The following is a 22,025-nucleotide window of genomic DNA, read 5'->3' on the forward strand; positions in this document are numbered from 1 at the left end:
GTAGTAATCCATAAAACGACATAAATACGATACGTACTATCATCGGGCATAAGGTTTTCGACACCCACCCAGAGTACCGCCCCTTATGACGACGAGCCCGTATCCCCTGCCTGAAACACCCGAAAACGATGACGTTCAAGGCCTGCGCAGCAGCGGTGCTGCCCAGCGTGCCTTGGACTTCTACTTGAAAGAAAATATGTCTGCACCCATCCCGGATGACAGCTTTTTCGCCATCAAGCCCGGCATCAGCCAGGAGGAAGCCCTGGTGCACGCCTCGGACCTGTTGCGCAGTGCCGCTGCCACAGCCTACGAATCAGCGAGCAGCCATCAGGGCAACCAGCGCGACCTGGCGTTTTCAGTGGTGTATTTGATTGATATGGCGAAGGCGATGGTCGAGCGGTCGTTGCGGGCACCGGAGGTTCGGGCGAACGGATAACAGCCGCGAAAGAAAAATATTTCTATCCCATGGATAAAAACATTTGACTTGCAAATGATAATGATTATTATTGGACCCAGCTGATCGCGAGATCAGTCGATAGACCAAGGGACCTTAGGTCGGACTCTTGGAATATCTCCTCATCAGGCTAATCACGGTTTTTGACCCGGCTCTTTGGCCGGGTCTTTTTTTTGCCAGTTTCCCTGGCATGGCTTCAGGCTAATGAAGACTGTGTGTTGCTTGATGGCGCGCATGGTAGCAAAAGACCATCGCCAAAAGAAAGCCAGTCCAGCGCTCCAGCGCACATCTCTGCGAAATAGCGCTTGAGAATCAATCTCATAGATTCTAAGCTGCGGCGGCGTCACGGACGACGCCCCCCCTCCCCGCAACAATTTTGCATCCAGGCTTTACCAGACTCCTGTGTAATATAGCCGCCACAACACTCATATTCAGGCAACCAGACTATGACCGTGGCCTTGACCTCCATCAAGATCAGCACCGACTTCGACAGTGGCAATATCCAGGTGCTCGACGCCAGCGACGCCTACCAGTTGCTGCTGGCCATCCAGCCCGATACCCGCAGCCACCATTACCAATGGTTCCACTTCAAAGCCGAAGGCATGCACGTGGGTCACACCCATAATTTTCGCCTGAGCAACGCCGGTGGTTCTTCGTATAAGCACGCCTGGAGCGGCTACAACGCTGTCGCGTCTTATGATCACGTCAACTGGTTCCGAGTCCCTACGCGCTTCGACGGCGAGATCCTGCACATCAGCCTCGAAACCCGTGAGAAACATGCCTGGTTGGCCTACTTCGAGCCCTACAGCCGCGAACGCCACGACTGGCTGATCGACCAGGCCATGAAGTACGCCGGCACCCAACTGCTGGCCACCGGCAAAAGTGTCGAGGGCCGCGATATCCAACTGTTGCGACGTGGCAAAGGCGGCGAAGGCCGGCGCAATGTCTGGATCATTGCCCAGCAGCACCCCGGCGAGCACATGGCCGAATGGTTCATGGAGGGCATCATCGAACGCCTGCAACAGGATGGCGATGCCGAGATGAAAAAGCTCCTGGCCGTTGCCGACCTGTACCTGGTGCCGAACATGAACCCCGACGGCGCCTTCCACGGTCACCTGCGCACCAACGCCATGGGCCAGGACCTCAATCGCGCCTGGCAAAGCGCCAGCCTGGAGATCAGCCCGGAAGTGCTGTTCGTGCAACAGCAAATGCAGCAGTACGGTGTCGACCTGTTCCTCGATATCCACGGCGACGAAGAAATCCCCTACGTGTTCACCGCCGCGTGCGAAGGCAACCCCGGCTACACCCCGCGTATTGAAGCGCTGGAAAAACGCTTCCGCAGCCATTTGAGTTCGCTGACCCGTGACTTCCAAACCACCCACGGCTACACCCGTGACTTGCCGGGTGAAGCCAACATGACCCTGGCCTGCAATGCCGTCGGGGAAAAATACGACTGCCTGTCCCTGACGCTCGAAATGCCGTTCAAGGACAACGACGACGCCCCCAACCCGAAAACCGGTTGGTCAGGCGAACGTTCCAAACAACTGGCCAAGGACGTCTTGAGCACCGTCGCCGATATCGTTACGGTCCTGCGCTGACGTCCTCACGCCCCGGCATCAGTCCTTGGTGCCGGTCATGCTCTGCAACACACCATCGCGCCGAATCAACCCATGGAACAGCGCCGCCGCCAGGTGCAGCAGTACCGTCAGGAACAGCAGGTACGCCAGATATCCATGGGCCTTGCGCAATAGCGCAAACAGCGGTGCATCCGCCGCCACCAGCGCCGGCAACTGCACCGAACTGCTGAGCATCACCGGGTCGCCCGCCGCCGAAATCATCGCCCAGCCCAGCAGCGGCAACACCAGCATCAACCCATACAAGACCAGATGGGACGCCTTGGCTGCCAGCACCTGCCACAGCGGCAAGTCAGACGGCAACGGCGGCTGGCGGGTGGAAAAGCGCACCGCCAGGCGCACGATCACCAGCACCAGGATCGCGATCCCCAGCGGCTTGTGCAGGTGGATCAACCACTCATGCCGTTCCGACACTGACGCCGCCAGGCCTGCGCCGATAAACAACATGGCGATGACCATCAGCGCCATCAACCAGTGCAGCAGGCGCGCCAGGGGGGCAAAAAACCGCGGTTGGGCATTCATGGCTTCGACTCCGCTGGGGCACTGTGCAAGGGGCTGACTTCACCGGCACGGCGCAGGTACGAACTGGCATACGCCGCCGAACGTGCAGCCAGCAGCGGATCATTGGAGGCTTCGATGCCGCTGGGCAAAATCAACGGATCGAAATTAATGTCGCGACAATCGCCGTCAGCCTGAGGCTGGCTGCTTTGCAGCACCAGGGTGCCGGCATTCAACACCTTGTGCTCACCGGTCCAGGGTTTGCTCGCGTCCTCCAGCGGGTCGCCGGGGTTGGCCAGGGTCATGTTCAATTGCCAACGCAACGGCCCTGAGGCCAGGCGTTGCACCAGGTCTTTCTCCAGAAAGTCGGCGCCAGTCGGTGCGGTCTCCCCCGCTGCATCCTGACTCTGGGGCACTACGCCCCAACGCACGGCCTGGCGCTTGCCCTCGGCACTCACCAAATAAAACGCGTTGATACCGTTATAGGTTTCGGTTGCATAACTGGCCGATGGCCTGGCCGTCTTGACCCACGCCAGGAATGGCGCCGCCTCAGGGTGAGCGGCAAAAAACGCCGGCATATTCGCCGGGTTCGGCTTGCCGGTGGCCGGGTCCGGCGCGCCGGCCTTGAGCAACTGGTAGAACGCCTCGGGCGTGCCCACCGGGAACACCGGCATGCTGTTCATGCCGGTGCGCCATTGCTGGCCATTGGCCAGACTGAACTGCACGGCAAAGCTGCGGATCGGCACACTGCTGTCCGGCGCATAGGGGTTGCCGCTGGGCAAGGCGAAGCGGCCGATCAACGGCGTCCTGGCCGCGCTGAACACCTCGGCGCGGGAGTAGGCACGCGCCTCGGCACTGCTTTCGAAATACCCGGCCACGCACACGCCCTTGGCATGGTTACGCCGGAATCCCGGGTGCACGCCGTTGTTGGTTTCCAGGGCATTGACCAGGGTTTTCGGGCGCAGGCGTTGTGGGTCGAGGCTGCCGTTGACGTAGGCAAATGCCCCGGCCATAACCGCGACCACGGCACCAATACCCGCTAGTCGCGCGATCAGGCTCGCCGTGCTTAACGGGGGACGTGGCGGTGATGAGTGATCTACCATGAACAGACTCCAGGGCCTGAAGGCCTTTGGGGGTAACCATAAGGTCGGAGCATTAAGACGAACGCCGATCCGCTCTATTCCCAGGCCCTGGATTTATTTTCCACCGCTGGGAATAACCGTTCACGCCGGACGTCTCTCTAATCCCAGCGTAGTGACCAGCCAGACACCCATGCATGAACTCGACGAACCGTTACGTGAACTCATCCCCAGGCTGCGGCGTTTCGCTGTGTCCCTGACCCGTAACGCCAGCAGTGCCGACGACCTGGTGCAGGCAACCCTGGAGCGGGCGATCACCCGTTGGGCCGACAAACGCATCGAGGGCGATCTGCGCGCCTGGCTGTTCTCGATCCTCTACCGGCAGTTCCTCGATGCCCACCGCCGCACCCGGCGCTATGCACGCATGCTGGAATTCTTTACCGGCCGCGATGACGCGCAGCCGTCGGTGGAACGCACCGTCATCGCCCAGGCGACCCTGCAAGCCTTCGACCAACTCAACACCGAACAACGCGCGCTGCTGTTGTGGGTGTCGGTGGAGGGCTTGAGCTACAAGGAAGTCGCGCAAATACTCGAGGTGCCGATCGGCACCGTGATGTCGCGCCTGTCCCGGGCGCGCCAAGCGTTGCGTCAACTCAGCGATGGCGACATCGCCAGCCCTTCCCTGCGGATACTCAAATGATCAGCCTGCCCCCCAGCGAACGCGACCTGCATGCCTACGTCGATCACCAACTCCTGGACAGTGATCGCCGTGTGCTCGAAACCTACCTGGCCGCCCACCCCGAGGTCGCGGCCCAAGTGCAGGCGTGGCAGCAGGACGCGCAATTGCTGCGCGCGTCCTTGAGCGGCGCCCTGCAACAACCGGCCAACCCGGCGCTGGACCCGGCGCTGATTCGCCAGCGCCTCAAGCACCAGGCGCGCCGCCGCTTTGCCACCGCCGCAGTGCTGCTGATGGCCGTCAGCCTCGGCGGCCTCGGCGGCTGGCAGGCCCGTGAAGCCACGCAACCGCCGCTGCTGCCGATGGCCGATGCGATGCAAGCGTTCCGCCTGTTTGCCCAGGAGGGCATCATGCCCGCCGACTACAACGGCCAGGACCGCGGCACGATGCAGGCGTGGCTCGACCGCTACTTCAATCAAGCCCATCGCCTGCCGGACTTGAGCCAGGCGGGCTTCACGCCCGTCAGCGGGCGACTGCTCACCACCGATCAAGGCGCCGCCGCCATGGTGCTGTACCAGGACACCCAAGGTCGGCGCATCAGCTTCTACATCCGCCCACCGGGCCCGGACAACGGTTTCCTGCCCCGTGGCGAGCGCACGGCGGATGGGTTGCAAGCGCAATACTGGTCCGGCGGCGGCTACAACTATGCGGTGGTCAGCCCGACGGACCAGCCGACGCCACCCCTGCAGCCGTTCTAGATTGGTCAAATCGCCAGCGGCGCCCTAAAGTAAGCGACCACCGCACTACAGAGTGACTCGCATTGGCCGTGCTCCCCCTTATCCGTCGTTTGCTCGGTAAAAAAACCGACACACTGGACGACACGCCCATCCAGACGTTCTTTCAGGACAAAACCCGACAACTGGGTTACACCCTCAGTGCTGGTCAAGCCCAGGCCATCACCGCGATGGCGCGCCAGACCCGGCACCTGCTCGCCAGACAGCCGACCCGTAGCCTGTACCTGCACGGCCCGGTGGGGCGTGGCAAAAGCTGGCTGTTGGACGGTTTCTTCCAGGCGCTGCCCATCGCCGAGAAACAACGGGTGCATTTCCATGAGTTTTTCGCCCGACTGCACCGCGGTATGTTCACGCATCAGGCGACGGACGATGCCTTGGCCATGACCCTGGACGAACTGCTCGACGGCTGTCGCGTGCTGTGTTTCGACGAGTTCCACGTGCACGACATCGGCGACGCCATGCTGATTACCCGGCTGTTCAAGGCCCTGTTCCAGCGTGGCGTGTGGGTGCTGGTCACCTCCAACTATCCACCCGAAGGGCTGTTGCCCAACCCGCTGTACCACGAGCGTTTCAAGCCGGTGATCGACTTGATTGCCGCGCGTATGGACGTGCTGGAAGTCAGTTCGCCCGAGGACTTTCGCAGCCTGCCCCAGGCCCATGCCGTGCAGCGCTTTACCACCGGCTGTTACCTGTGGCCGGGCACGCAGGCCCAGCGTGCGGCGCTCGGCCTGCCTGTCAGCGGCGGCCCGACGCAGACGCTGACGGTGGGCAACCGCACATTGATCTGCCGCCAGCATCATGCACGCACCATCGTATTCTCCTTCAACGACCTGTGCGAACAGCTGACGGCGGTGATGGACTACCTGTTGCTGTGCGAGGCGTTCGATCACTGGGTCATCGACGGACTGCCCCGCCTGGCAGACTGCCCGATCGCCGTGCAGCAACGTTTTATCAACCTGGTGGACGTGCTTTACGACAAGGACAAGCACCTGATCCTGATCGGCGAACAACCGCTGGCACAGGCCATGAGCGGCCAGGCCATCGACCTGGCGCGCACCGCCAGCCGCCTGAACCAATTGCAACAGGCCGACCCGCAACGGGCGTGCGACCCGGTATCATGAGTGCCTTTTACGCCCCCCTTGCCGAGTGACCGCGCCGTTCATGAATACCCTCGCCCAACTCAAGGCCGGCCACTTGGTCGGCATTACGCGCCTGGACCTGTCCTGCGGGCTCACCGAATTCCCTGAGGAAATCTTCGGGCTGGCCGACTCCCTGGAAATCCTCAACCTCAGCGGCAATGCCCTGAGCCGCCTGCCCGACGACCTGCACCGCCTGCCGCACCTGCGCGTGCTGTTCTGCTCGGACAACGCCTTTACCGAACTGCCGGAATGCCTGGGCCAATGCGCCAAACTGAGCATGATCGGCTTCAAGGCCAACCAGATCAGCCACGTGCCCGCCGCCGCGCTGCCGCCGTTGCTGCGCTGGCTGATCCTCACCGACAACCGCATCAGCCGGTTACCCAGCGAGTTGGGTGAGCGGCCGCTGCTGCAGAAACTGATGCTCGCCGGGAACCAACTGACGCAGTTGCCGCAGAGCCTGGCCAACTGCAGTAACCTGGAGCTGATCCGCATTGCCTCCAACCGCCTCACGCGCCTGCCCGAATGGCTGTTGACGCTGCCAAGCCTGACGTGGCTGGCCTATGCGGGCAACCCGGTGGAAATGGCCGTGGATGTGGCGGTGGACGACACGACAGCGACTATTCCCTGGACGGAACTGGAACTCGCCGAGGTGCTGGGCGAAGGTGCCTCGGGGGTTATTCGCAAGGCCCTGTGGACCCCCACGGCCAAGCCCGTCGCCGTCAAGCTGTACAAAGGCACGATCACCAGCGATGGCTCGCCGCTGCACGAAATGCAGGCCTGCATCGCCGCCGGGTTGCACTCTAACCTGATCAAGGTGCAAGGCCGCGTGGTGGGTGCCCCCGAGGATCAGGCCGCATTGGTCATGGACCTGATCGACCCGAGCTACCGCAACCTCGCCGGCCTGCCGAGCCTGGCCTCGTGCACCCGCGACGTCTACGACCCCGCCACCCGCTTCAGCGTCGATACAGCCTTGCGCATGGCCCGGGGCATCGCCTCCGTGGCGGCGCATCTGCACCGGCACGGCATCACCCATGGCGACCTGTACGGGCACAATATCCTGTGGAATGACGCGGGCGATTGTTTGCTCGGCGACTTCGGTGCGGCGTCGTTTCATGCCAAGGCAGACACCTTGGAAACGCGAGCCTTGCAACGCATTGAAGTGCGCGCGTTCGGGGTGCTGCTGGGGGAATTGCTGGAGCGGGTTGAAGCGGGGTTGTCTGACGAGGTGCTGTTGGATTTGCAGAAAAGCTGTTGCCAGCCCGACGTGTTGTCACGACCAGGCTTCGAAGAAATCAACGCCCTGCTGCAATCCATCCAACACCACTAAACAAATGTGGGAGGGGCGGTGCGACGATTCGACTTGTCCCCTCCCACATTTGGATCGCGTTTCTTCAGTTGATAAATCAGCCCGCCAGGCCGACGAACATATCCTGCACGTCATCATGGTTGTCCAGGCCTTCGAGGAAGGCTTCGACTTCAGCCATCTGCTCATCGGTCAGGCCACTTACCGGGTTCTTCGAGATGTAACCCAACTTGGCCGACAGCACGGTGAAACCCTGTTCCGGCAGGGCCTTTTGCACGGCGTCCAGGTCGGTGGTCTCGGTGATGAACAGGGTGGTGCCTTCTTCTTCGCCGTCTTCAAAGTCCTGCGCACCGGCTTCGATCGCTGCCATCTCCGCATCGGCATCCGGGGTGTCCGGCGAGGCTTCGATCAGGCCGACGTGGTTGAAATCCCAGGCCACGGAGCCGGAAGCACCCAGCTGTCCCTTGCGGAACGCCACGCGGATTTCCGCCACGGTGCGGTTGATGTTGTCGGTCACGCACTCGACGATCAGCGGTACCTGGTGCGGGGCGAACCCTTCGTAGGTCACGCGGTGGTATTGCACGGTTTCACCGAGCAGACCGGCGCCCTTCTTGATCGCGCGTTCCAGGGTTTCCTTGGGCATCGAGGCCTTTTTGGCCTGTTCCACCACCAGACGCAGGTGGGCGTTGGTCGCGGTGTCGGCACCGTTGCGGGCGGCGATGGTGATTTCTTTCACCAGCTTGCCGAAGATCTTGCCCTTGGCATTGGATGCCGCTTCTTTATGTTTGACTTTCCACTGTGCGCCCATGACTCACTCTCTTCTATACATCGCGCCGAAACGTCTACTGGCCGGCGCTTTGGGGGCAGAGTTTATAGCGCGAGAACGCATCGTTCCACCAAAAACCCTCAGGGCGCCAACTCGAAAACCGCCTGAATCAGGCGCAACGAGCGGCGCCGCTCCATGCAACCGAGCAGGTGCCGGTTGACCAGCCCCCCGCCCTCAATCGGCACCGCCTGCACCCGTGGGTCGGGGCTGACTTCCATGGACGAGACCACGCCCACTCCCAGCTCAGCGGCGACGGCTTCGGTCACCGCCTCGCGGCTGTCCAGTTCCAGCAACACCTTGGGCTGCACATTCGCGGCCATGCAGGCGTCATCGAAGGTGCGCCGGGTGATGGAACTGGGCTCGCGCAGCACCATGATCACGTCGTTGAGTTGCTCGAGACGAATACCCTCGGGTTGCTGCGCCCACGCATGGCTGGCCGGCACCAATGCGCACAGCCGCGACTCACTCAACGGTTGCAGGTGCAGGCCATTGCGCGGCTCCACTTCGGTGAGTACCGCCACATCGGCATGTTCGGACAACAGCGCGGCCAGGGTTTCCTGGGCATTGCCCAGGCGCAGGTTGACGGTAATCCCGGGGTAGCGCGCGCGCAGGCTGGCAATCATCGGCATCACCAGGTGCGGGCCGTCCGCCGCGACTTCCAGGCGCCCGCTCAGCAGTTGGCAGTTGGCCTCCAGCATGGTCTGGGCTTCGTCCACCAGGCCAAAGATCGCCCGTGTGATCGCCGCCAGCCGCGCGCCCTCTTCGGTCAACTCCACCCGCCGCGCGGTGCGACGCAGCAACGGGATCTGGTAGTGCTCCTCCAGGGCCTTGATATGCCCGGTCACCGCCGGTTGGCTGATGAACAGGCGCGCGGCAGCACGGGTAAAACTGCCCTCGCGGGCCACGGCGTCGAACGCGCGCAGTTGGAACAGGTTCATGGTTATCGGCCTCACTGATAGCTCGCATAACAACAAACAATTTGATTGATAACAAGCCAAACTGCAATTTAGGCGCCGTAGCTTCACCCCCCGATGCCTTGCGAGGACTTGAGATGACCCCTGCCGCGCCGATCCTGCTGACCCCTGGCCCCCTGACCACATCGAACCGCACCCGCCGGGCCATGATGGTGGACTGGGGTTCATGGGATGACCGTTTCAACCAACTCACCGCCAGCGTCTGCGCGCAATTGCTGGCGATCCTCCACGACGAAGGCAGCCACCATTGCGTGCCGTTGCAAGGCAGCGGCACCTTTGCGGTCGAGGCCGCCATCGGCACTCTGGTACCGCGTGACGGCAAGGTGCTGGTGCTGATCAACGGCGCCTACGGCAAGCGCCTGGCCAGGATCTGCGAAGTGCTCGGCCGTGATTTCAGCACCTTTGAAACCGCCGAGGACCAGCCCACCACCGCCGCCGATGTGGACCGCCTGCTGGCGGCAGACAGCGCCATCACCCACGTTGCGTTGATCCACTGCGAAACCAGCACCGGCATTCTCAACCCGCTGCCGCAGATCGCCGAGGTCGTCAAACACCACGGCAAGCGCCTGATCATCGACGCCATGAGCTCCTTCGGTGCGCTGCCGATCGATGCCCGCGAAGTGCCGTTCGACGCACTGATCGCCGCCTCCGGCAAGTGCCTGGAAGGCGTGCCGGGCATGGGCTTCGTCTTCGCGAACAAACAGGCGCTGGCCGCCGCCCAGGGCAACTGCCATTCCCTGGCGATGGACCTGTTAGACCAGCACAGCTACATGACCAAGACCGGCCAATGGCGCTTTACCCCGCCGACCCATGTGGTCGCCGCCCTGCACGAAGCGCTGCTGCAATACCAGGAAGAAGGCGGCCTGCCCGCGCGCCACCGACGCTATGCCGACAACTGCCAGGCCTTGCTCGACGGCATGGCCGCACTGGGCCTGCGCAGCTTCCTGCCGGCGGCGATCCAGGCACCGATCATCGTGACCTTTCACGCACCGCAGGACCCGCGCTACCAGTTCAAGGACTTCTACGAACGGGTCAAGGCCAAGGGGTTCATTCTGTACCCCGGCAAATTGACCCAGGTGGAGACATTCCGCGTGGGCTGCATCGGCCATGTCGATGCGCAAGGGATGCGCGCAGCGGTCAAGGCGATCGCCGAGGTGCTGGAAGAAATGGAAGTGTCGGACATCTGATTGCCCCTTACCCACAGGATCTGAACCATGAACTATCAAAACCCCAACACCCTCCAGGCCGTCATCCTCGACTGGGCCGGCACCGTGGTCGACTTCGGCTCCTTCGCCCCCACGCAGATTTTCGTCGAGGCCTTCGCCGAGTTCGATGTGCAGGTATCCATCGAAGAAGCCCGTGGCCCGATGGGCATGGGCAAGTGGGACCATATCCGCACCCTGTGCGACCAGCCGCAAGTCGCCGAGCGCTACCGCCAGGCGTTCGGCCGCACGCCCACCGATGACGACGTGACCGCCATCTACCAGCGCTTCATGCCGTTGCAGATCGAGAAGATCGCCGAACACTCGGCGCTGATCCCCGGCGCCCTCGACACCATCGGCCAGCTGCGCGGGCAAGGCATCAAGATCGGCTCCTGCTCGGGCTATCCCAAGCAAGTCATGGACAAAGTGGTCGCCCTGGCCGCCACCAACGGCTACGTCGCCGACCACGTGGTCGCCACCGACGAAGTGCCCAACGGCCGCCCATGGCCAGCCCAGGCACTCGCCAACGTGATCGCCCTGGGCATCGACGATGTGGCGGCGTGCGTCAAGGTCGACGACACGGTGCCGGGCATCCTCGAAGGCCGTCGCGCCGGGATGTGGACCGTGGCCCTGACCTGCTCCGGCAATGCCCTGGGCCTGACCTACGCGCAGTTCCGCGCCCTCGACGCCGCGACGCTGGCCAGCGAACGCACGCGTATCGAAGCGATGTTCGAAGGCTCGCGCCCCCACTACCTGATCGACACCATTACCGACCTGCCGGCCGTCATCGCCGACATCAACCAGCGCCTGGCCCGTGGCGAAATGCCGCAAAGCGACTGATAGAGGTCAAGACAACGGCATCGCGCCGGGCAAACCGCACAAAACAGGCTTACAGTTAACTCACTGCGTCACCTAAGAGCGCAATGTTGTTCCGTGAAGAAACTGTACCTGTGGCGAGAAGGAACTTGCTCCTGCTGAGGCACGAAGCGGCCCCGCTCTTTGCTGACAAAGAAGGGGACTGCTACGCAGTCCAACGGGAGCAAGCTCCCTCGCCACAGATTTGCCCTGATGAGTGAGGAACCCAGCGATGCCGTGGAAAAATTCCGATACGCGCTACAGCACCATGTCGATTGCGCTGCACTGGTTGATGGTGGTGCTGCTGGCGGTGGTCTACGCCTGCATTGAGTTACGCGGACAGTTCCCCAAAGGCAGCGGTGCACGGACGTTGATCGTCGAGATGCATTTTATGTTCGGCCTCACCGTGTTTGTGCTGGTGTGGCTGCGCCTGTTCGCGCGCAGCCTGGGGGTTGCCCCCAGGATCGTCCCCGCCCCGCCGCAATGGCAAAGCCTGCTCGCCACGCTGATGCACTTCGCGCTGTACGCCTTGATGATCGGCATGCCGATTGCGGGGTGGCTGATCGTCAGTGCCGAGGGGCATTCGGTGATGTTTTACGGGATCGAGTTGCCGCCGCTGATCGCTGAAAACAAGGCGCTGGCCAAAGAGATTGAAGGCTGGCATGTGTGGTTCGGCAAGGTCGGTTACTGGCTGATTGGCCTGCATGCGTTGGCGGGGATCTTTCATCACTATGTGATGCGCGACAATACGGCGCTGCGGATGATGCCGGGTAGGCGCGCTAGGCTGTAAACCCTCGGCGGCCCTGCAAGCCGCCGGTATGCAAAAAGATCAGGCGAGTGCCGGGCACGAACCGCCCGGCCTCGATCTGCTGCTTCAACGCCAGCAACGCCTTGCCGGTATAGAGCGGCTCCAGCGGTACACCGCAGGCCTGTTCAGTGCTCTCGATAAACTCGAGCAATAGCGGATCAACCTTCCCAAAGCCACCCCGGCTGGCGTCCAGCAATTCATAACCGCCCTGCACCAGGGCACTCACGTTCTGCGCCACGCCATGATCATCCGGTACCGCCATGGCGCCGTACACCGGATGCGCGCCCGCCTCTGCCAGGACCAAACCCGCCAACGTCGTACCGGTGCCTGCCGCCAACCACCAGGCGTCGTAATCGGCCCAGTCCACGGTGCTCAATTGCCTGCGTGCCTGCTCGATCAAGCCCCCGCATCCCAATGCCCCGGCCATCCCGCCACCGCCTTCGGGCACGGGGTAAAAATCGGGATAGTTCTCGCGCCACGGCAGCCAGAAACCCGGCTCATGGCGCGCGCGATAGCCGCCGTAGCCCAGCCAATGCAGGTGCATGCCACAGGCTTTCAGGTCGAGGACGGTGGGTGTGTCGTGGGGATGACCACGCAACAGGCCGACAGTGGGGAAGCCAAAACGCTTGCCCGCCGCTGCCAGCGCGTGAAGATGGTTGGAGTACGCCCCGCCAAGGCTGATGATGCCGTTGGCACCGGCCTGTCGTGCCTGGGCCAGATGTTCGGTGAGCTTGAACCACTTGTTGCCGCTGATCAGCGGGTCGATGCGGTCCAGGCGCAGCACGGCCAACTCGACGCCATTGAGCCAATCGAGCTGCATGGCTTCAAGGGGGGCGTGGGGAAGCCAGTCAAAGGGACCCATCGGGCGGCATCTGCATGGAAAAAGGGGCGGTAGTCTAACACCGCCCCTTGCGTCGTCTTACAGCTCGGCGGCGAGGCGCGAGCCTTGGTTGATGGCGCGCTTGGCATCCAGCTCGGCCGCCACATCGGCGCCGCCGATCAGGTGCACGTTCTGCCCCGCTGCGACCAAGTCGTCCTGCAACTCGCGCAGCGGGTCTTGCCCGGCGCAGATGACGATGTTGTCCACGGCCAGCAGCTGCGGCTCACCCTCGGCGCCGATGCGGATATGCAGGCCGTCATCGTCGATCTTCAGGTACTCGACGCTGTTAAGCATCTGCACGCGCTTGTTCTTCAAGCCGGTACGGTGGATCCAGCCGGTGGTCTTGCCCAGGCCATCGCCGACCTTGGAAGCCTTGCGTTGCAACAGGAACACGTCACGGGCCGGGGCGTGGGGTTGCGGCTTGATCCCGGCCACGCCGCCACGGGCTTGCAACTGGGTGTCGATGCCCCATTCCTTCCAGAACGCTTCGCGGTCGAGGCTGGTGGACACGCCCTGGTGCACAAGGAATTCCGACACGTCAAAACCAATGCCGCCGGCGCCGATCACCGCGACGCGCTTGCCCACCGGCTTGCGCTCTAGGATCACGTCCAGGTAGCTCAGCACTTTGGCGTTTTCAACCCCCGGAATCGCCGGCGTGCGCGGCGCAATGCCGGTGGCCAGGATGATCTCGTCGTAACCGCCCGCCACCAGTTGTGCGGTGTCGACCCGGGTGTTGAGACACAGCTCGACGTGGGTGGTCTGCAACTTGCGATTGAAGTAGCGCAGGGTCTCGAAAAACTCTTCCTTGCCCGGTACGCGCTTGGCGATATTGAATTGGCCGCCGATCTCACTGGCCGAATCGAACAGTGTCACCTGGTGGCCACGCTCAGCCGCCACGGTGGCGGCGGCCAGGCCTGCGGGGCCGGCGCCGACCACGGCGATTTTCTTGATCTGCTTGACCGGCAGGTAGTTGAGTTCGGTTTCATAGCAGGCCCGCGGGTTGACCAGGCAGGTGGTCAACTTGCCGCCAAAGGTGTGGTCCAGGCAGGCCTGGTTGCAGCCGATGCAGGTGTTGATTTCATCGGCGCGGCCGGCGGCGGCCTTGTTGACGAACTCCGGGTCGGCGAGGAAAGGCCGCGCCATCGAGACCATGTCGGCATCGCCTTCGGCGAGGATCTGCTCGGCAATCTCCGGTGTGTTGATGCGGTTGGTGGTGATCAGCGGGATCCGCACCGCACCGCGCAATTTGGCCGTGACTTTGCTGAACGCGCCACGGGGTACTTTGGTGGCGATGGTCGGGATACGCGCTTCGTGCCAGCCGATGCCGGTGTTGATGATGGTCGCGCCGGCCTGCTCGATGGCCTTGGCCAGCTGCACGATTTCTTCCCAGGTGCTGCCGCCTTCCACCAGGTCGAGCATCGACAGACGGAAGATAATGATGAAGTTCGGGCCAACGGCTTCGCGCACGCGGCGCACGATCTCCACCGCCAGGCGCATGCGGTTTTCGTAGCTGCCGCCCCAACGGTCGGTGCGGTGGTTGGTGTGGGCGGCGAGGAACTGGTTAATGAAGTAGCCTTCGGACCCCATGATTTCCACGCCGTCGTACTCGGCGACCTGGGCCAGCAGCGAACAGGTGACAAAATCCTGGATCTGCTTCTCGATGCCTTCCTCGTCCAGCTCCTTGGGCTTGAACGGGTTGATCGGCGCCTGGATCGCACTCGGCGCAACCTGCTTGGGGCTGTAGGCATAACGGCCGGCGTGGAGGATCTGCATGCAGATCTTGCCGCCCGCCTCATGCACGGCCTGCGTGACGATCTTGTGCTTCTGCGCTTCTTCTTCGGTGGTGAGCTTGGCCGCGCCGGAGTACACCCCGCCTTCATCATTCGGGCCAATGCCGCCGGTGACCATCAGCCCGACGCCACCACGGGCACGCTCGGCAAAGTAGGCCGCCATGCGCTCGAAACCACCGGGTTTTTCTTCCAGGCCCGTGTGCATCGAGCCCATCAGGGTGCGGTTGCGCAAGGTGGTAAAACCCAGGTCCAACGGGGCCAGCAGGTGCGGGTAGGCAGCAGCGGTCATGGTACAGCTCCACAACGGATCATCACGGGACGTGGAGGGCTCGAATGGCACCCCATCGGTTTATGTCCCACAGACTAAGAGGCGGTGGACGACGGCTCAATGACTGAAACTGACAAGTTATTGATCCAAATGCACAGCGCCCCTTGGCAAGCCGCTGCCGGGGCCCTACCCTAGTCGCGAACCCTGCACCCGGTCTGTTGTCTGTTGCCCCATGCGTAAACTTCTCGCTTTTACCGTCTCCATGGCCCTGGTTGCCGCCGTCGCCGCGTATCTGGTCTGGACCCAGGAGCGCCCCGTGGGGCATTACCTGTCGGACCTGCGCATCACCCTCGCCGTCAACGAAGGCTTGCCCGCCGATCGCGGCAACTTGCTGGGCATCCAGCCGGAGCTGTTTCCCGCCGATTACCAGAGCCTGGAACGCCTGCACCTGAAGCTCGCGGCCTACCTGCAAAAGGCCCGGGACCAGGGATTGATCAACGAAAAAACCATCGTGGTGCTGCCCGAACATATCGGCACCTGGCTGATGTTGACCGGTGAAAAAAATGAGGTGTACCAGGCGCTGCACGTGAAGGATGCGATGAACTGGCTGTCGGTCAGCAACCCACTGCTGTTTGCCCGTGCCTGGATCAGCGCAACCGGCGATAACCGCACCGATGACGCCTACCTGCGTATGAAAGCCTCCGGCATGGCGCGGGACTATCAGGTGCTGTTCGGCGGCCTGGCCAAGGAGTTTGGCGTCACGCTGGTGGCCGGCTCCATCGCCCTGCCCAACCCCAGCGTCAGCCAGGGCCAACTGCAGGTCGGCCATGGCGCCTTGTACAACGCCAGCGTGGTGTTCGCGGCGGACGGCTTGCCACTCGGCGATCCCCAGCGCCAGCTTTATCCGATCTACGATGAACGCGGTTTTATCGAACCCGGTGACGAAAACATCGTCAGCGTGGTCGACACCCCGGCCGGGCGCCTCGGCGTGTTGGTCGGCAGTGACAGCTGGTACCCGGACAACTATCGCAAGCTCAACGAGCAAGGTGCGCAATTGATTGCGGTGCCGGCCTTTGTGCTCGGTCGCGATACCTGGGATCGACCATGGCGCGGCTTCAAGAGCGTGTCCACGCCGCCGGAAATCAGCCTCAAGCCTGAAGAGCTCAGCGAAGGTGAGGCCTGGCGACGCCTGACGCTGATCAGCCAGCAACCCGTCAGCCAGGCAACCGCTGGCATGAGCGTATTCCTGCGTGGGCAGTTCTGGGACCTGGGCACGGCCGGGCACAGTTTTCTCAGCAGCAACGGGCAGATCAGCGCCGACGGCGACGCCCGTGGCGCGCGCCTGCTGAATATCTGGCTGTAACGCCGTGAAGCCGGTGCGCCTGGGTGATTTGTCGGTGGGCTTCGTGCACACCCTGGCCGACGCGATCCACAGCCACGGCCTCGACCCGCAACCGCTGCTGCTGCAATACGGCCTCGACCCCGCGCGCCTCGCCGAAGCGGGTGCACGCTTGTCGATCCCGCGTTATATGCGCCTGGGCCATGCGGCCATCCAACTCACCGGCGACCCCGGCCTGGGCCTGCGCATGGGCCAGCTCAGCCGCCTGAGCCAGGCCGGCCTGGCCGGGGTCACCGCGGCCCAGGCGCCCAATGTGCGCGAGGCGGCGCGCACCCTGACCCGCTTCGAAGCGCTGTACGGCTCCAACTATCGCGGGCAATCGAGTTTCCACGAGGACGCCGAAGGCGCCTGGCTGCGGTTCTATTCCATCAGCCCCTATAACGCCTACAACCGCTTCGTGGTGGACTCGATCATCGCCGGCTGGCTGCAGCAACTGTCGAGCCTGGCCCAGCAAACGGTGCAGGCGCAGCGGATTGAAATCGAATTTGCAATGCCGGACTACAGCGAACAGTACGCGGTGCTGGGCGATGGCCCGATCCAGTTCGGCGCCGACGCCAATCAACTGCGCCTGAGCCAGCAAACCCTGGCCCTGCGCAACCCGCAGCATTGTCCGAGTACCTGGCACTTGTTGCTGCAACTGTGTGAACGGGAACTGGAGCAATTGACCCGCACCCGCAGCCTGCGCGAGCGCATTACCCGCTTGCTCGGGCCGATGCTCAATGGCGGCCGGGAACCCGACCTGGAAGAAGTGGCGGCGCGCTTGAAGCTGCCGACCTGGACACTGCGCCGCAAACTGGCCGAAGAAGGCACACAGTTTCGCGCGATTCTCAACGATACCCGCCGCGACCTGGCCATGACCTACATTCGCGATACGGAACTGGCATTCGGCGAAATCGCCTACTTGCTCGGTTTTGCCTCGGCCCAGGCGTTTCAACGGGCGTTCAGGCGATGGAACAACCAGACCCCAGGGGAATTTCGCCGCAGTCAGCGGCATTCCGCCTGAAGTCGGTCTTACAGCTCGGTGGCGTCATCGGCCGGATCCAGAGGATCCAGTTCAAAGGCCTGGTACTCCAGCAGTTCTTCCTGATATTCGTCCATGGTGGGCTCCTTGTTTTGAATTAAAAGCGGCTGCAGGTAAATGACCTGCACAGCCAGCCTAAAGTGCCGTGATGACGAAAAAATGTCGACGTCATGACGTTCCTGCACTCCAGGATTAAACGTAGCAGCGTAATGCGGATTTAGCACCGGGGTTTTGAGGCGCGATTGCAATCAGGGATGCACTGAAATGGAATGCATCAAGTTTCAGACTTGCGTCGACCACGGGTTTGGACACCCGCCTCCACCGCCATCCCGGCGGTACGCTCCAACGCCTCGGCAAACGCCTGGCGCTGCTGCGGTTCGATCTGCGACAGGAACAACTCGTCCACCGTACTTTCGTAGATCTTCCACATTTTTTTACGCAACGCCCGGCCGGCATCGGTGATCGACGCAAAGGCCGCGCGCCCATCGCCGTCGGAACGTGAACGCAGCACCAGGCCGTCCTTTTCCAGGCGATCTACCAGGCGCGTGAGGTTATAGCGCTCGATGGCCAGCACATCGGCCAATTCGTGCATGCGGCGGGTGCCTTCGGGGCCGCTTTCCAGGCCCCATAAAGCGTCGTACCAGGCGTAAGGCGGCAAGTCGGCGGCCGCCAGGCGGCGCTCGATTTCGCGGATGACCGTCCTGTGGGCCCTGACAAAACGGAACCATACATCAGGCTCTTTCGACGACATGCAACACCATCCGGCGGATTTCAAGAAGGTTGCAATAGTAGCTCATCCCGCGCTAGATTCGGCCATGTAGTTGCAATTGCAACAACTTTGACAACACTCCCACAAGGAGCCCGTCACTTGAAATCCGCCTACCCTGGAGCCTTACATGACCTCGAATAACGCAGTCGGACGCGACGTCGATCCACAGGAAACCCGCGAGTGGCTGGAGTCCATCGAATCGGTGCTGTCCACCGAAGGCCGCCCGCGCGCCCATTACCTGATCGATCAGTTGCTGGATTTCGACGTGGCGCGGCATGGTGACTTCTACGGGCGGGTGACCACGCCTTACGTCAACACTATCCCGGTGGAACGCCAGTTGCCCTACCCCGGCAACCTGGTCATCGAACGCCGTATCAATGCGTTTATCCGCTGGAACGCCATGGCCATGGTATTGCGTGCAGGTAAACACTCCGGTGTGGGTGGGCATATCGCCACTTATGCCTCAGCCGCTGTGCTGTACGACGTAGGTTTCGACCATTTCTTCCGTGGCCGCACCGACAGTTTCGACGGCGACCTGGTGTACATCCAGGGCCACTCCTCGCCAGGCATCTACGGCCGTGCCTACCTCGAAGGCCGCATCAGCGAAGCACACCTGGATAACTTCCGCCGCGAAGCCGGTGGCGAGGGCATTTCGTCCTACCCCCACCCACGGCTGATGCCGGACTTCTGGCAATTTCCCACCGTGTCCATGGGCCTCGGGCCGATCACGGCGGCCTATCAGGCGCGCTTTATGCGCTACCTGGAGTTTCGTGACCTCAAGCAACACCAGGGCCGCAAGGTCTGGGCATTCCTCGGTGATGGCGAAATGGACCAACCGGAATCCCTGGCCGCCATTTCCCTGGCCGGGCGCGAGAAACTCGATAACCTGATCTTCGTGGTCAACTGCAACCTGCAACGCCTGGACGGCCCGGTACGCGGCAATGCCAAGGTGATCCAGGAGTTCGAAAGCCTGTACCGCGCCGCTGGCTGGAATGTGATCAAAGTGATCTGGGGTGGTGGCTGGGATGCACTGCTGGAAAAAGACAGCAGCGGCCTGCTGCGCCAACGCATGATGGAGTGCGTGGACGGCGACTACCAGAACTACAAATCCCAGAACGGCGCCTACGTGCGCGAACATTTCTTCGGCAAATACCCGGAGTTGCTGGCACTGGTTGCAGACCTGTCCGACGACGATATCTGGAAACTCTCACGGGGCGGCCATGACCCGGACAAGGTCTACAACGCCTATGCCGCCGCCGTGCGCCACAGCGGCCAACCGACGGTGATCCTGGCAAAGACCGTCAAGGGCTTTGGCATGGGCGAAGCCGGCGAAGGCCAGAACATCAATCACCAACTGAAAAAGATGGGCGCCGATGCCGTCAAAGCCTTCCGCGACCGCTTCGGCCTGGAAGTGCCCGATGAGCAACTGGCTGAAATTCCGTACCTCAAGCCCACCGCCGACAGCGAAGAAGCCCGTTACTTCGCCGCGCGTCGCCAGGCCCTGGGCGGCTATGTACCCGCGCGCCACACGGCGGTCGAACCGTTGCAGATCCCCGAACTGAGCGCCTTCGCCACTCAGCTCAAGGACACTGGCGAGCGCGCGATATCAACCACCATGGCCTTCGTGCGCATCCTCGGCACCCTGCTGAAAGATCCGCACCTGGGCAAGCTGATCGTGCCCATCGTGCCGGACGAATCACGCACCTTCGGCATGGAAAGCCTGTTCCGTCAGATCGGCATCCACTCCGCCGTCGGCCAGCTCTACACCCCACAGGACTCCGGGCAACTGAGCTATTACAAGGAGAGCAAGGACGGACAGATCATGCAGGAAGGCTTGAATGAGTCCGGCGCCATTTCCTCGTGGATAGCGGCGAGTACGTCCTACAGCAACCACGGCCTGATGACCGTGCCGTTCTATATCTTCTATTCGATGTTCGGCTTCCAGCGCGTCGGCGACCTGGCCTGGGCGGCGGGCGATGCACGCGCGCGTGGTTTCCTGCTGGGTGCCACGGCCGGGCGCACCACGCTGATGGGCGAAGGCCTGCAGCATGACGATGGCCATAGCCATATCCTGTCATCGGTGATTCCGTGCTGCGTGTCCTATGACCCGACCTTTGCCTACGAACTGGCGGTGATTATCCGCGAGGGCATGCGGCGGATGTACCTGGAGCAAGAGGACATCTACTACTACATCACCCTGCTCAACGAAAACTACCCGCACCCGGCGATGCCCGAAGGCGTGGAAGACGGCATTCTCAAGGGTATGTACCGGCTCAGCGCCAACCCTCAGGCACAAGTGCAATTGATGGGCAGTGGTTCGATCCTGCGAGAAGTGATCGCCGCCGCTGAACTGCTGGCCACCGACTTCGGCGTGCACAGCAACGTGTGGAGCGTGACCAGCCTCACCGAGTTGCGCCGTGACGGGCATGCAGCCGAACGCTGGAACCTGCTGCACCCGGAAAGCGAGCCTCGCGTGAGTTATGTAGAGCAATGCCTGGCCGGGCAAACCGGGCCAGTGGTGGTGGCGACGGACTATGTGAAGCTGTTCGCCGATCAGATCCGTCCGTTCGTGCCGGGCCGACGCTTTGTGGCCCTGGGCACTGATGGCTTCGGGCAATCAGACACCCGGGAAGCCTTGCGCGTGTTCTTTGAGGTGGATCGCCACTTCATCGCCCTGGCTGCCCTGAAGGCACTGGCGGATGACGGCGTGATCGGTCACGACAAGGTCAGTGAAGCGATCAAACGCTACGGGATCAACGTCGACAAGGCCGACCCTGTAGCGGTTTGATTTACTGCGCAGGCGTCGGCAGGGGCGGAATCGCTTCTGTCGGCGGCGGCAGGTCCGGCGTGGTGGCAGCGGGTGCGGGCTCGGCCTGCGGCGCAATCGGTGCAGCCTCAGGCGCGGGCACAACCGGCTCCGAGGCAGCCGGTGCAGGCTCTTCCTTCGGCGCCTCGACTTTCTCTGCAGCCGGTGCGGCCTTCGGCTCCGGCACACCGAGGTCGGCCTTGGGCTGCTCGGGGATATGCTCGGCCTTCTTCACTTCCTGTGGCAGGAACACATCCACCAACGCAAAGTAACGGTCGTAGAACTTCGGCGCGGACACCGTCTCACTGGCCACCTTCACCATCGAGTCATCGGTAGAGCCGATCGGCATCGACACCGACCCCAGCACGCCCACGCCCAGGCTTGCGGAGTTGTTGACCTTCTTCAGCGCATAACGATCCTGCAGGGCATTGGCGAACATCGTCGAGTGGTTCTTGCCTTTGCCATCATCGGCGCAGACCACGTTGAAGCTGATCTGAAGGTGCGTTTCGCCGGTCTGCTGGAAGCTCTTGTTACCCACGACCAGTTTCGGATCGCTGCTGGTGATGATGTAGCCCTGGCTCAGCAAGGCGCGCCGCGCGGCCTCGCACGCCGCTACATCGGTAACCGGGTAATCCCGGGAAAATGTACCGGAGTCGTCGAAGTTCTCATGTTCATAAATAGCGGTCTTGGGTGACGAGCAGCCCGCGGCGCCCGCCAGCACCAGCGCCAGCCCGAGGCTACGCAAGTGGAATGATGTCGACATTGATAATCCTGAGGAAAACGGTCTGGGCGGTATTGTGCAACAGAACGAGGCCTTGGCGCGCGCATTCCTGTCGGTAAAACGTCACAG

Annotated in this window: 21 protein-coding genes; 12 read left to right on the top strand and 9 right to left on the bottom strand. The window is 62.5% G+C overall.

The features are described 5' to 3' along the window. The first annotated feature begins 85 nt into the window (after positions 1 to 85). Positions 86 to 436, top strand: a complete 351-nt coding sequence (locus BM416_RS17240) for a DUF6124 family protein (RefSeq protein WP_092488847.1) — start codon at positions 86 to 88, stop codon at positions 434 to 436. 464 nt (positions 437 to 900) lie between these two features. Next, the gene (locus BM416_RS17250) at positions 901 to 2,052 is read left to right on the top strand and encodes a M14 family metallopeptidase (protein ID WP_092488849.1); all 1,152 of its coding nucleotides are present in this window, start codon (positions 901 to 903) and stop codon (positions 2,050 to 2,052) included. A gap of 18 nt (positions 2,053 to 2,070) precedes the next feature. On the opposite strand, the gene BM416_RS17255 is transcribed toward BM416_RS17250, so the two are convergent. Both BM416_RS17255 and BM416_RS17260 read right to left on the bottom strand, forming a co-directional pair. Then, positions 2,071 to 2,610: a cytochrome b gene (locus tag BM416_RS17255; protein WP_065940125.1), complete on the bottom strand. Its 540-nt coding sequence runs from the start codon at positions 2,608 to 2,610 to the stop codon at positions 2,071 to 2,073. Next, positions 2,607 to 3,689, bottom strand: a complete 1,083-nt coding sequence (locus tag BM416_RS17260; RefSeq protein WP_092488850.1) for a catalase family peroxidase — start codon at positions 3,687 to 3,689, stop codon at positions 2,607 to 2,609. The genes BM416_RS17255 and BM416_RS17260 overlap by 4 nt, the downstream gene beginning before the upstream one ends. Positions 3,690 to 3,858: 169 nt before the next feature. On the opposite strand from BM416_RS17260, the gene BM416_RS17265 reads away from it, so the two are divergent. The 4 genes from BM416_RS17265 to BM416_RS17280 all read left to right on the top strand — a co-directional run bounded on the left by BM416_RS17265 (position 3,859) and on the right by BM416_RS17280 (position 7,601). Further along, entirely contained in the window at positions 3,859 to 4,365 is a 507-nt protein-coding gene (locus tag BM416_RS17265) for an RNA polymerase sigma factor (RefSeq protein ID WP_027606262.1), read from the top strand. After that, positions 4,362 to 5,099 carry an anti-sigma factor family protein gene (locus BM416_RS17270; RefSeq protein ID WP_092488851.1) on the top strand — a complete coding sequence of 246 codons (738 nt, stop codon included), beginning with the start codon at positions 4,362 to 4,364 and terminating at the stop codon, positions 5,097 to 5,099. Before BM416_RS17265 ends, BM416_RS17270 begins: the two co-directional genes overlap by 4 nt. A gap of 62 nt (positions 5,100 to 5,161) precedes the next feature. Then, a complete protein-coding gene (gene zapE, locus BM416_RS17275; protein WP_092488852.1) occupies positions 5,162 to 6,256 on the top strand; it encodes a cell division protein ZapE in 1,095 nt (364 codons plus the stop codon). Between the two features lie 40 nt (positions 6,257 to 6,296). Further along, positions 6,297 to 7,601 (top strand): protein kinase, encoded by a 1,305-nt coding sequence (locus tag BM416_RS17280; RefSeq protein WP_092488874.1) that lies wholly within the window; start codon positions 6,297 to 6,299, stop codon positions 7,599 to 7,601. 76 nt (positions 7,602 to 7,677) lie between these two features. Here the strand turns inward: BM416_RS17280 and BM416_RS17285 are convergent, their stop codons facing one another. Next, positions 7,678 to 8,385 (bottom strand): YebC/PmpR family DNA-binding transcriptional regulator, encoded by a 708-nt coding sequence (locus tag BM416_RS17285; protein ID WP_027606258.1) that lies wholly within the window; start codon positions 8,383 to 8,385, stop codon positions 7,678 to 7,680. A 98-nt stretch (positions 8,386 to 8,483) separates the two neighbouring features. Beyond that, positions 8,484 to 9,341, bottom strand: coding sequence for a LysR substrate-binding domain-containing protein (locus BM416_RS17290; protein ID WP_092488853.1), 858 nt, complete (start codon positions 9,339 to 9,341; stop codon positions 8,484 to 8,486). Positions 9,342 to 9,454: 113 nt separating this feature from the next. Here BM416_RS17290 and BM416_RS17295 point away from each other — a divergent pair, with 113 nt between their 5' ends. The 3 genes from BM416_RS17295 to BM416_RS17305 all read left to right on the top strand — a co-directional run bounded on the left by BM416_RS17295 (position 9,455) and on the right by BM416_RS17305 (position 12,224). Further along, a complete protein-coding gene (locus tag BM416_RS17295; protein ID WP_092488854.1) occupies positions 9,455 to 10,564 on the top strand; it encodes a 2-aminoethylphosphonate--pyruvate transaminase in 1,110 nt (369 codons plus the stop codon). Between the two features lie 27 nt (positions 10,565 to 10,591). Next, positions 10,592 to 11,419, top strand: coding sequence for a phosphonoacetaldehyde hydrolase (phnX, locus tag BM416_RS17300; RefSeq protein WP_092488855.1), 828 nt, complete (start codon positions 10,592 to 10,594; stop codon positions 11,417 to 11,419). Positions 11,420 to 11,666: 247 nt separating this feature from the next. After that, positions 11,667 to 12,224 carry a cytochrome b gene (locus BM416_RS17305; protein ID WP_092488856.1) on the top strand — a complete coding sequence of 186 codons (558 nt, stop codon included), beginning with the start codon at positions 11,667 to 11,669 and terminating at the stop codon, positions 12,222 to 12,224. Here the strand turns inward: BM416_RS17305 and BM416_RS17310 are convergent. Together BM416_RS17310 and BM416_RS17315 are read right to left on the bottom strand one after the other, a co-directional pair. Further along, complete coding sequence (locus BM416_RS17310) at positions 12,214 to 13,104, bottom strand: 1-aminocyclopropane-1-carboxylate deaminase/D-cysteine desulfhydrase (RefSeq protein ID WP_092488857.1); 891 nt, start codon at positions 13,102 to 13,104, stop codon at positions 12,214 to 12,216. The two genes, BM416_RS17305 and BM416_RS17310, sit on opposite strands and share 11 nt — an antisense overlap. Positions 13,105 to 13,161: 57 nt before the next feature. Beyond that, positions 13,162 to 15,201: an NADPH-dependent 2,4-dienoyl-CoA reductase gene (locus tag BM416_RS17315; protein WP_092488858.1), complete on the bottom strand. Its 2,040-nt coding sequence runs from the start codon at positions 15,199 to 15,201 to the stop codon at positions 13,162 to 13,164. Positions 15,202 to 15,412: 211 nt separating this feature from the next. On the opposite strand from BM416_RS17315, the gene BM416_RS17320 reads away from it, so the two are divergent. Further along, a complete protein-coding gene (locus tag BM416_RS17320) occupies positions 15,413 to 16,543 on the top strand; it encodes a carbon-nitrogen hydrolase family protein (RefSeq protein WP_092357682.1) in 1,131 nt (376 codons plus the stop codon). A gap of 4 nt (positions 16,544 to 16,547) precedes the next feature. Beyond that, positions 16,548 to 17,582, top strand: coding sequence for an AraC family transcriptional regulator (locus BM416_RS17325; protein WP_092488859.1), 1,035 nt, complete (start codon positions 16,548 to 16,550; stop codon positions 17,580 to 17,582). An 8-nt stretch (positions 17,583 to 17,590) separates the two neighbouring features. Here the strand turns inward: BM416_RS17325 and BM416_RS30410 are convergent, their stop codons facing one another. Both BM416_RS30410 and BM416_RS17330 read right to left on the bottom strand, forming a co-directional pair. Continuing rightward, positions 17,591 to 17,848, bottom strand: a complete 258-nt coding sequence (locus tag BM416_RS30410) for a hypothetical protein (protein WP_139237758.1) — start codon at positions 17,846 to 17,848, stop codon at positions 17,591 to 17,593. Between the two features lie 26 nt (positions 17,849 to 17,874). Then, the gene (locus BM416_RS17330) at positions 17,875 to 18,351 is read right to left on the bottom strand and encodes a MarR family winged helix-turn-helix transcriptional regulator (RefSeq protein ID WP_027606249.1); all 477 of its coding nucleotides are present in this window, start codon (positions 18,349 to 18,351) and stop codon (positions 17,875 to 17,877) included. Between the two features lie 145 nt (positions 18,352 to 18,496). Between BM416_RS17330 and aceE the strand changes: the two genes are divergently transcribed. Continuing rightward, positions 18,497 to 21,157, top strand: coding sequence for a pyruvate dehydrogenase (acetyl-transferring), homodimeric type (aceE, locus tag BM416_RS17335; RefSeq protein WP_092488860.1), 2,661 nt, complete (start codon positions 18,497 to 18,499; stop codon positions 21,155 to 21,157). Position 21,158: 1 nt separating this feature from the next. Here aceE and BM416_RS17340 read toward each other — a convergent pair whose 3' ends face one another. Beyond that, complete coding sequence (locus tag BM416_RS17340; RefSeq protein ID WP_092488861.1) at positions 21,159 to 21,938, bottom strand: DUF2242 domain-containing protein; 780 nt, start codon at positions 21,936 to 21,938, stop codon at positions 21,159 to 21,161. Positions 21,939 to 22,025: the final 87 nt, after the last annotated feature.

The sequence above is a fragment of the Pseudomonas sp. NFACC42-2 genome (assembly GCF_900116055.1).
Lineage (GTDB): Bacteria > Pseudomonadota > Gammaproteobacteria > Pseudomonadales > Pseudomonadaceae > Aquipseudomonas > Aquipseudomonas marginalis.

Bases quoted from the DNA above. Each gene is read 5' to 3' on its own strand.
- BM416_RS17240 (WP_092488847.1), top strand. From the start codon at position 86: ATGACGACGAGCCCGTATCCCCTGCCTGAAACACCCGAAAACGATGAC.
- BM416_RS17250 (WP_092488849.1), top strand. From the start codon at position 901: ATGACCGTGGCCTTGACCTCCATCAAGATCAGCACCGACTTCGACAGT.
- BM416_RS17255 (WP_065940125.1), bottom strand. From the start codon at position 2,610: ATGAATGCCCAACCGCGGTTTTTTGCCCCCCTGGCGCGCCTGCTGCAC.
- BM416_RS17260 (WP_092488850.1), bottom strand. From the start codon at position 3,689: ATGGTAGATCACTCATCACCGCCACGTCCCCCGTTAAGCACGGCGAGC.
- BM416_RS17265 (WP_027606262.1), top strand. From the start codon at position 3,859: ATGCATGAACTCGACGAACCGTTACGTGAACTCATCCCCAGGCTGCGG.
- BM416_RS17270 (WP_092488851.1), top strand. From the start codon at position 4,362: ATGATCAGCCTGCCCCCCAGCGAACGCGACCTGCATGCCTACGTCGAT.
- BM416_RS17280 (WP_092488874.1), top strand. From the start codon at position 6,297: ATGAATACCCTCGCCCAACTCAAGGCCGGCCACTTGGTCGGCATTACG.
- BM416_RS17285 (WP_027606258.1), bottom strand. From the start codon at position 8,385: ATGGGCGCACAGTGGAAAGTCAAACATAAAGAAGCGGCATCCAATGCC.
- BM416_RS17290 (WP_092488853.1), bottom strand. From the start codon at position 9,341: ATGAACCTGTTCCAACTGCGCGCGTTCGACGCCGTGGCCCGCGAGGGC.
- BM416_RS17295 (WP_092488854.1), top strand. From the start codon at position 9,455: ATGACCCCTGCCGCGCCGATCCTGCTGACCCCTGGCCCCCTGACCACA.
- phnX (WP_092488855.1), top strand. From the start codon at position 10,592: ATGAACTATCAAAACCCCAACACCCTCCAGGCCGTCATCCTCGACTGG.
- BM416_RS17305 (WP_092488856.1), top strand. From the start codon at position 11,667: ATGCCGTGGAAAAATTCCGATACGCGCTACAGCACCATGTCGATTGCG.
- BM416_RS17310 (WP_092488857.1), bottom strand. From the start codon at position 13,104: ATGGGTCCCTTTGACTGGCTTCCCCACGCCCCCCTTGAAGCCATGCAG.
- BM416_RS17315 (WP_092488858.1), bottom strand. From the start codon at position 15,201: ATGACCGCTGCTGCCTACCCGCACCTGCTGGCCCCGTTGGACCTGGGT.
- BM416_RS17320 (WP_092357682.1), top strand. From the start codon at position 15,413: ATGCGTAAACTTCTCGCTTTTACCGTCTCCATGGCCCTGGTTGCCGCC.
- BM416_RS17330 (WP_027606249.1), bottom strand. From the start codon at position 18,351: ATGTCGTCGAAAGAGCCTGATGTATGGTTCCGTTTTGTCAGGGCCCAC.
- aceE (WP_092488860.1), top strand. From the start codon at position 18,497: ATGACCTCGAATAACGCAGTCGGACGCGACGTCGATCCACAGGAAACC.
- BM416_RS17340 (WP_092488861.1), bottom strand. From the start codon at position 21,938: ATGTCGACATCATTCCACTTGCGTAGCCTCGGGCTGGCGCTGGTGCTG.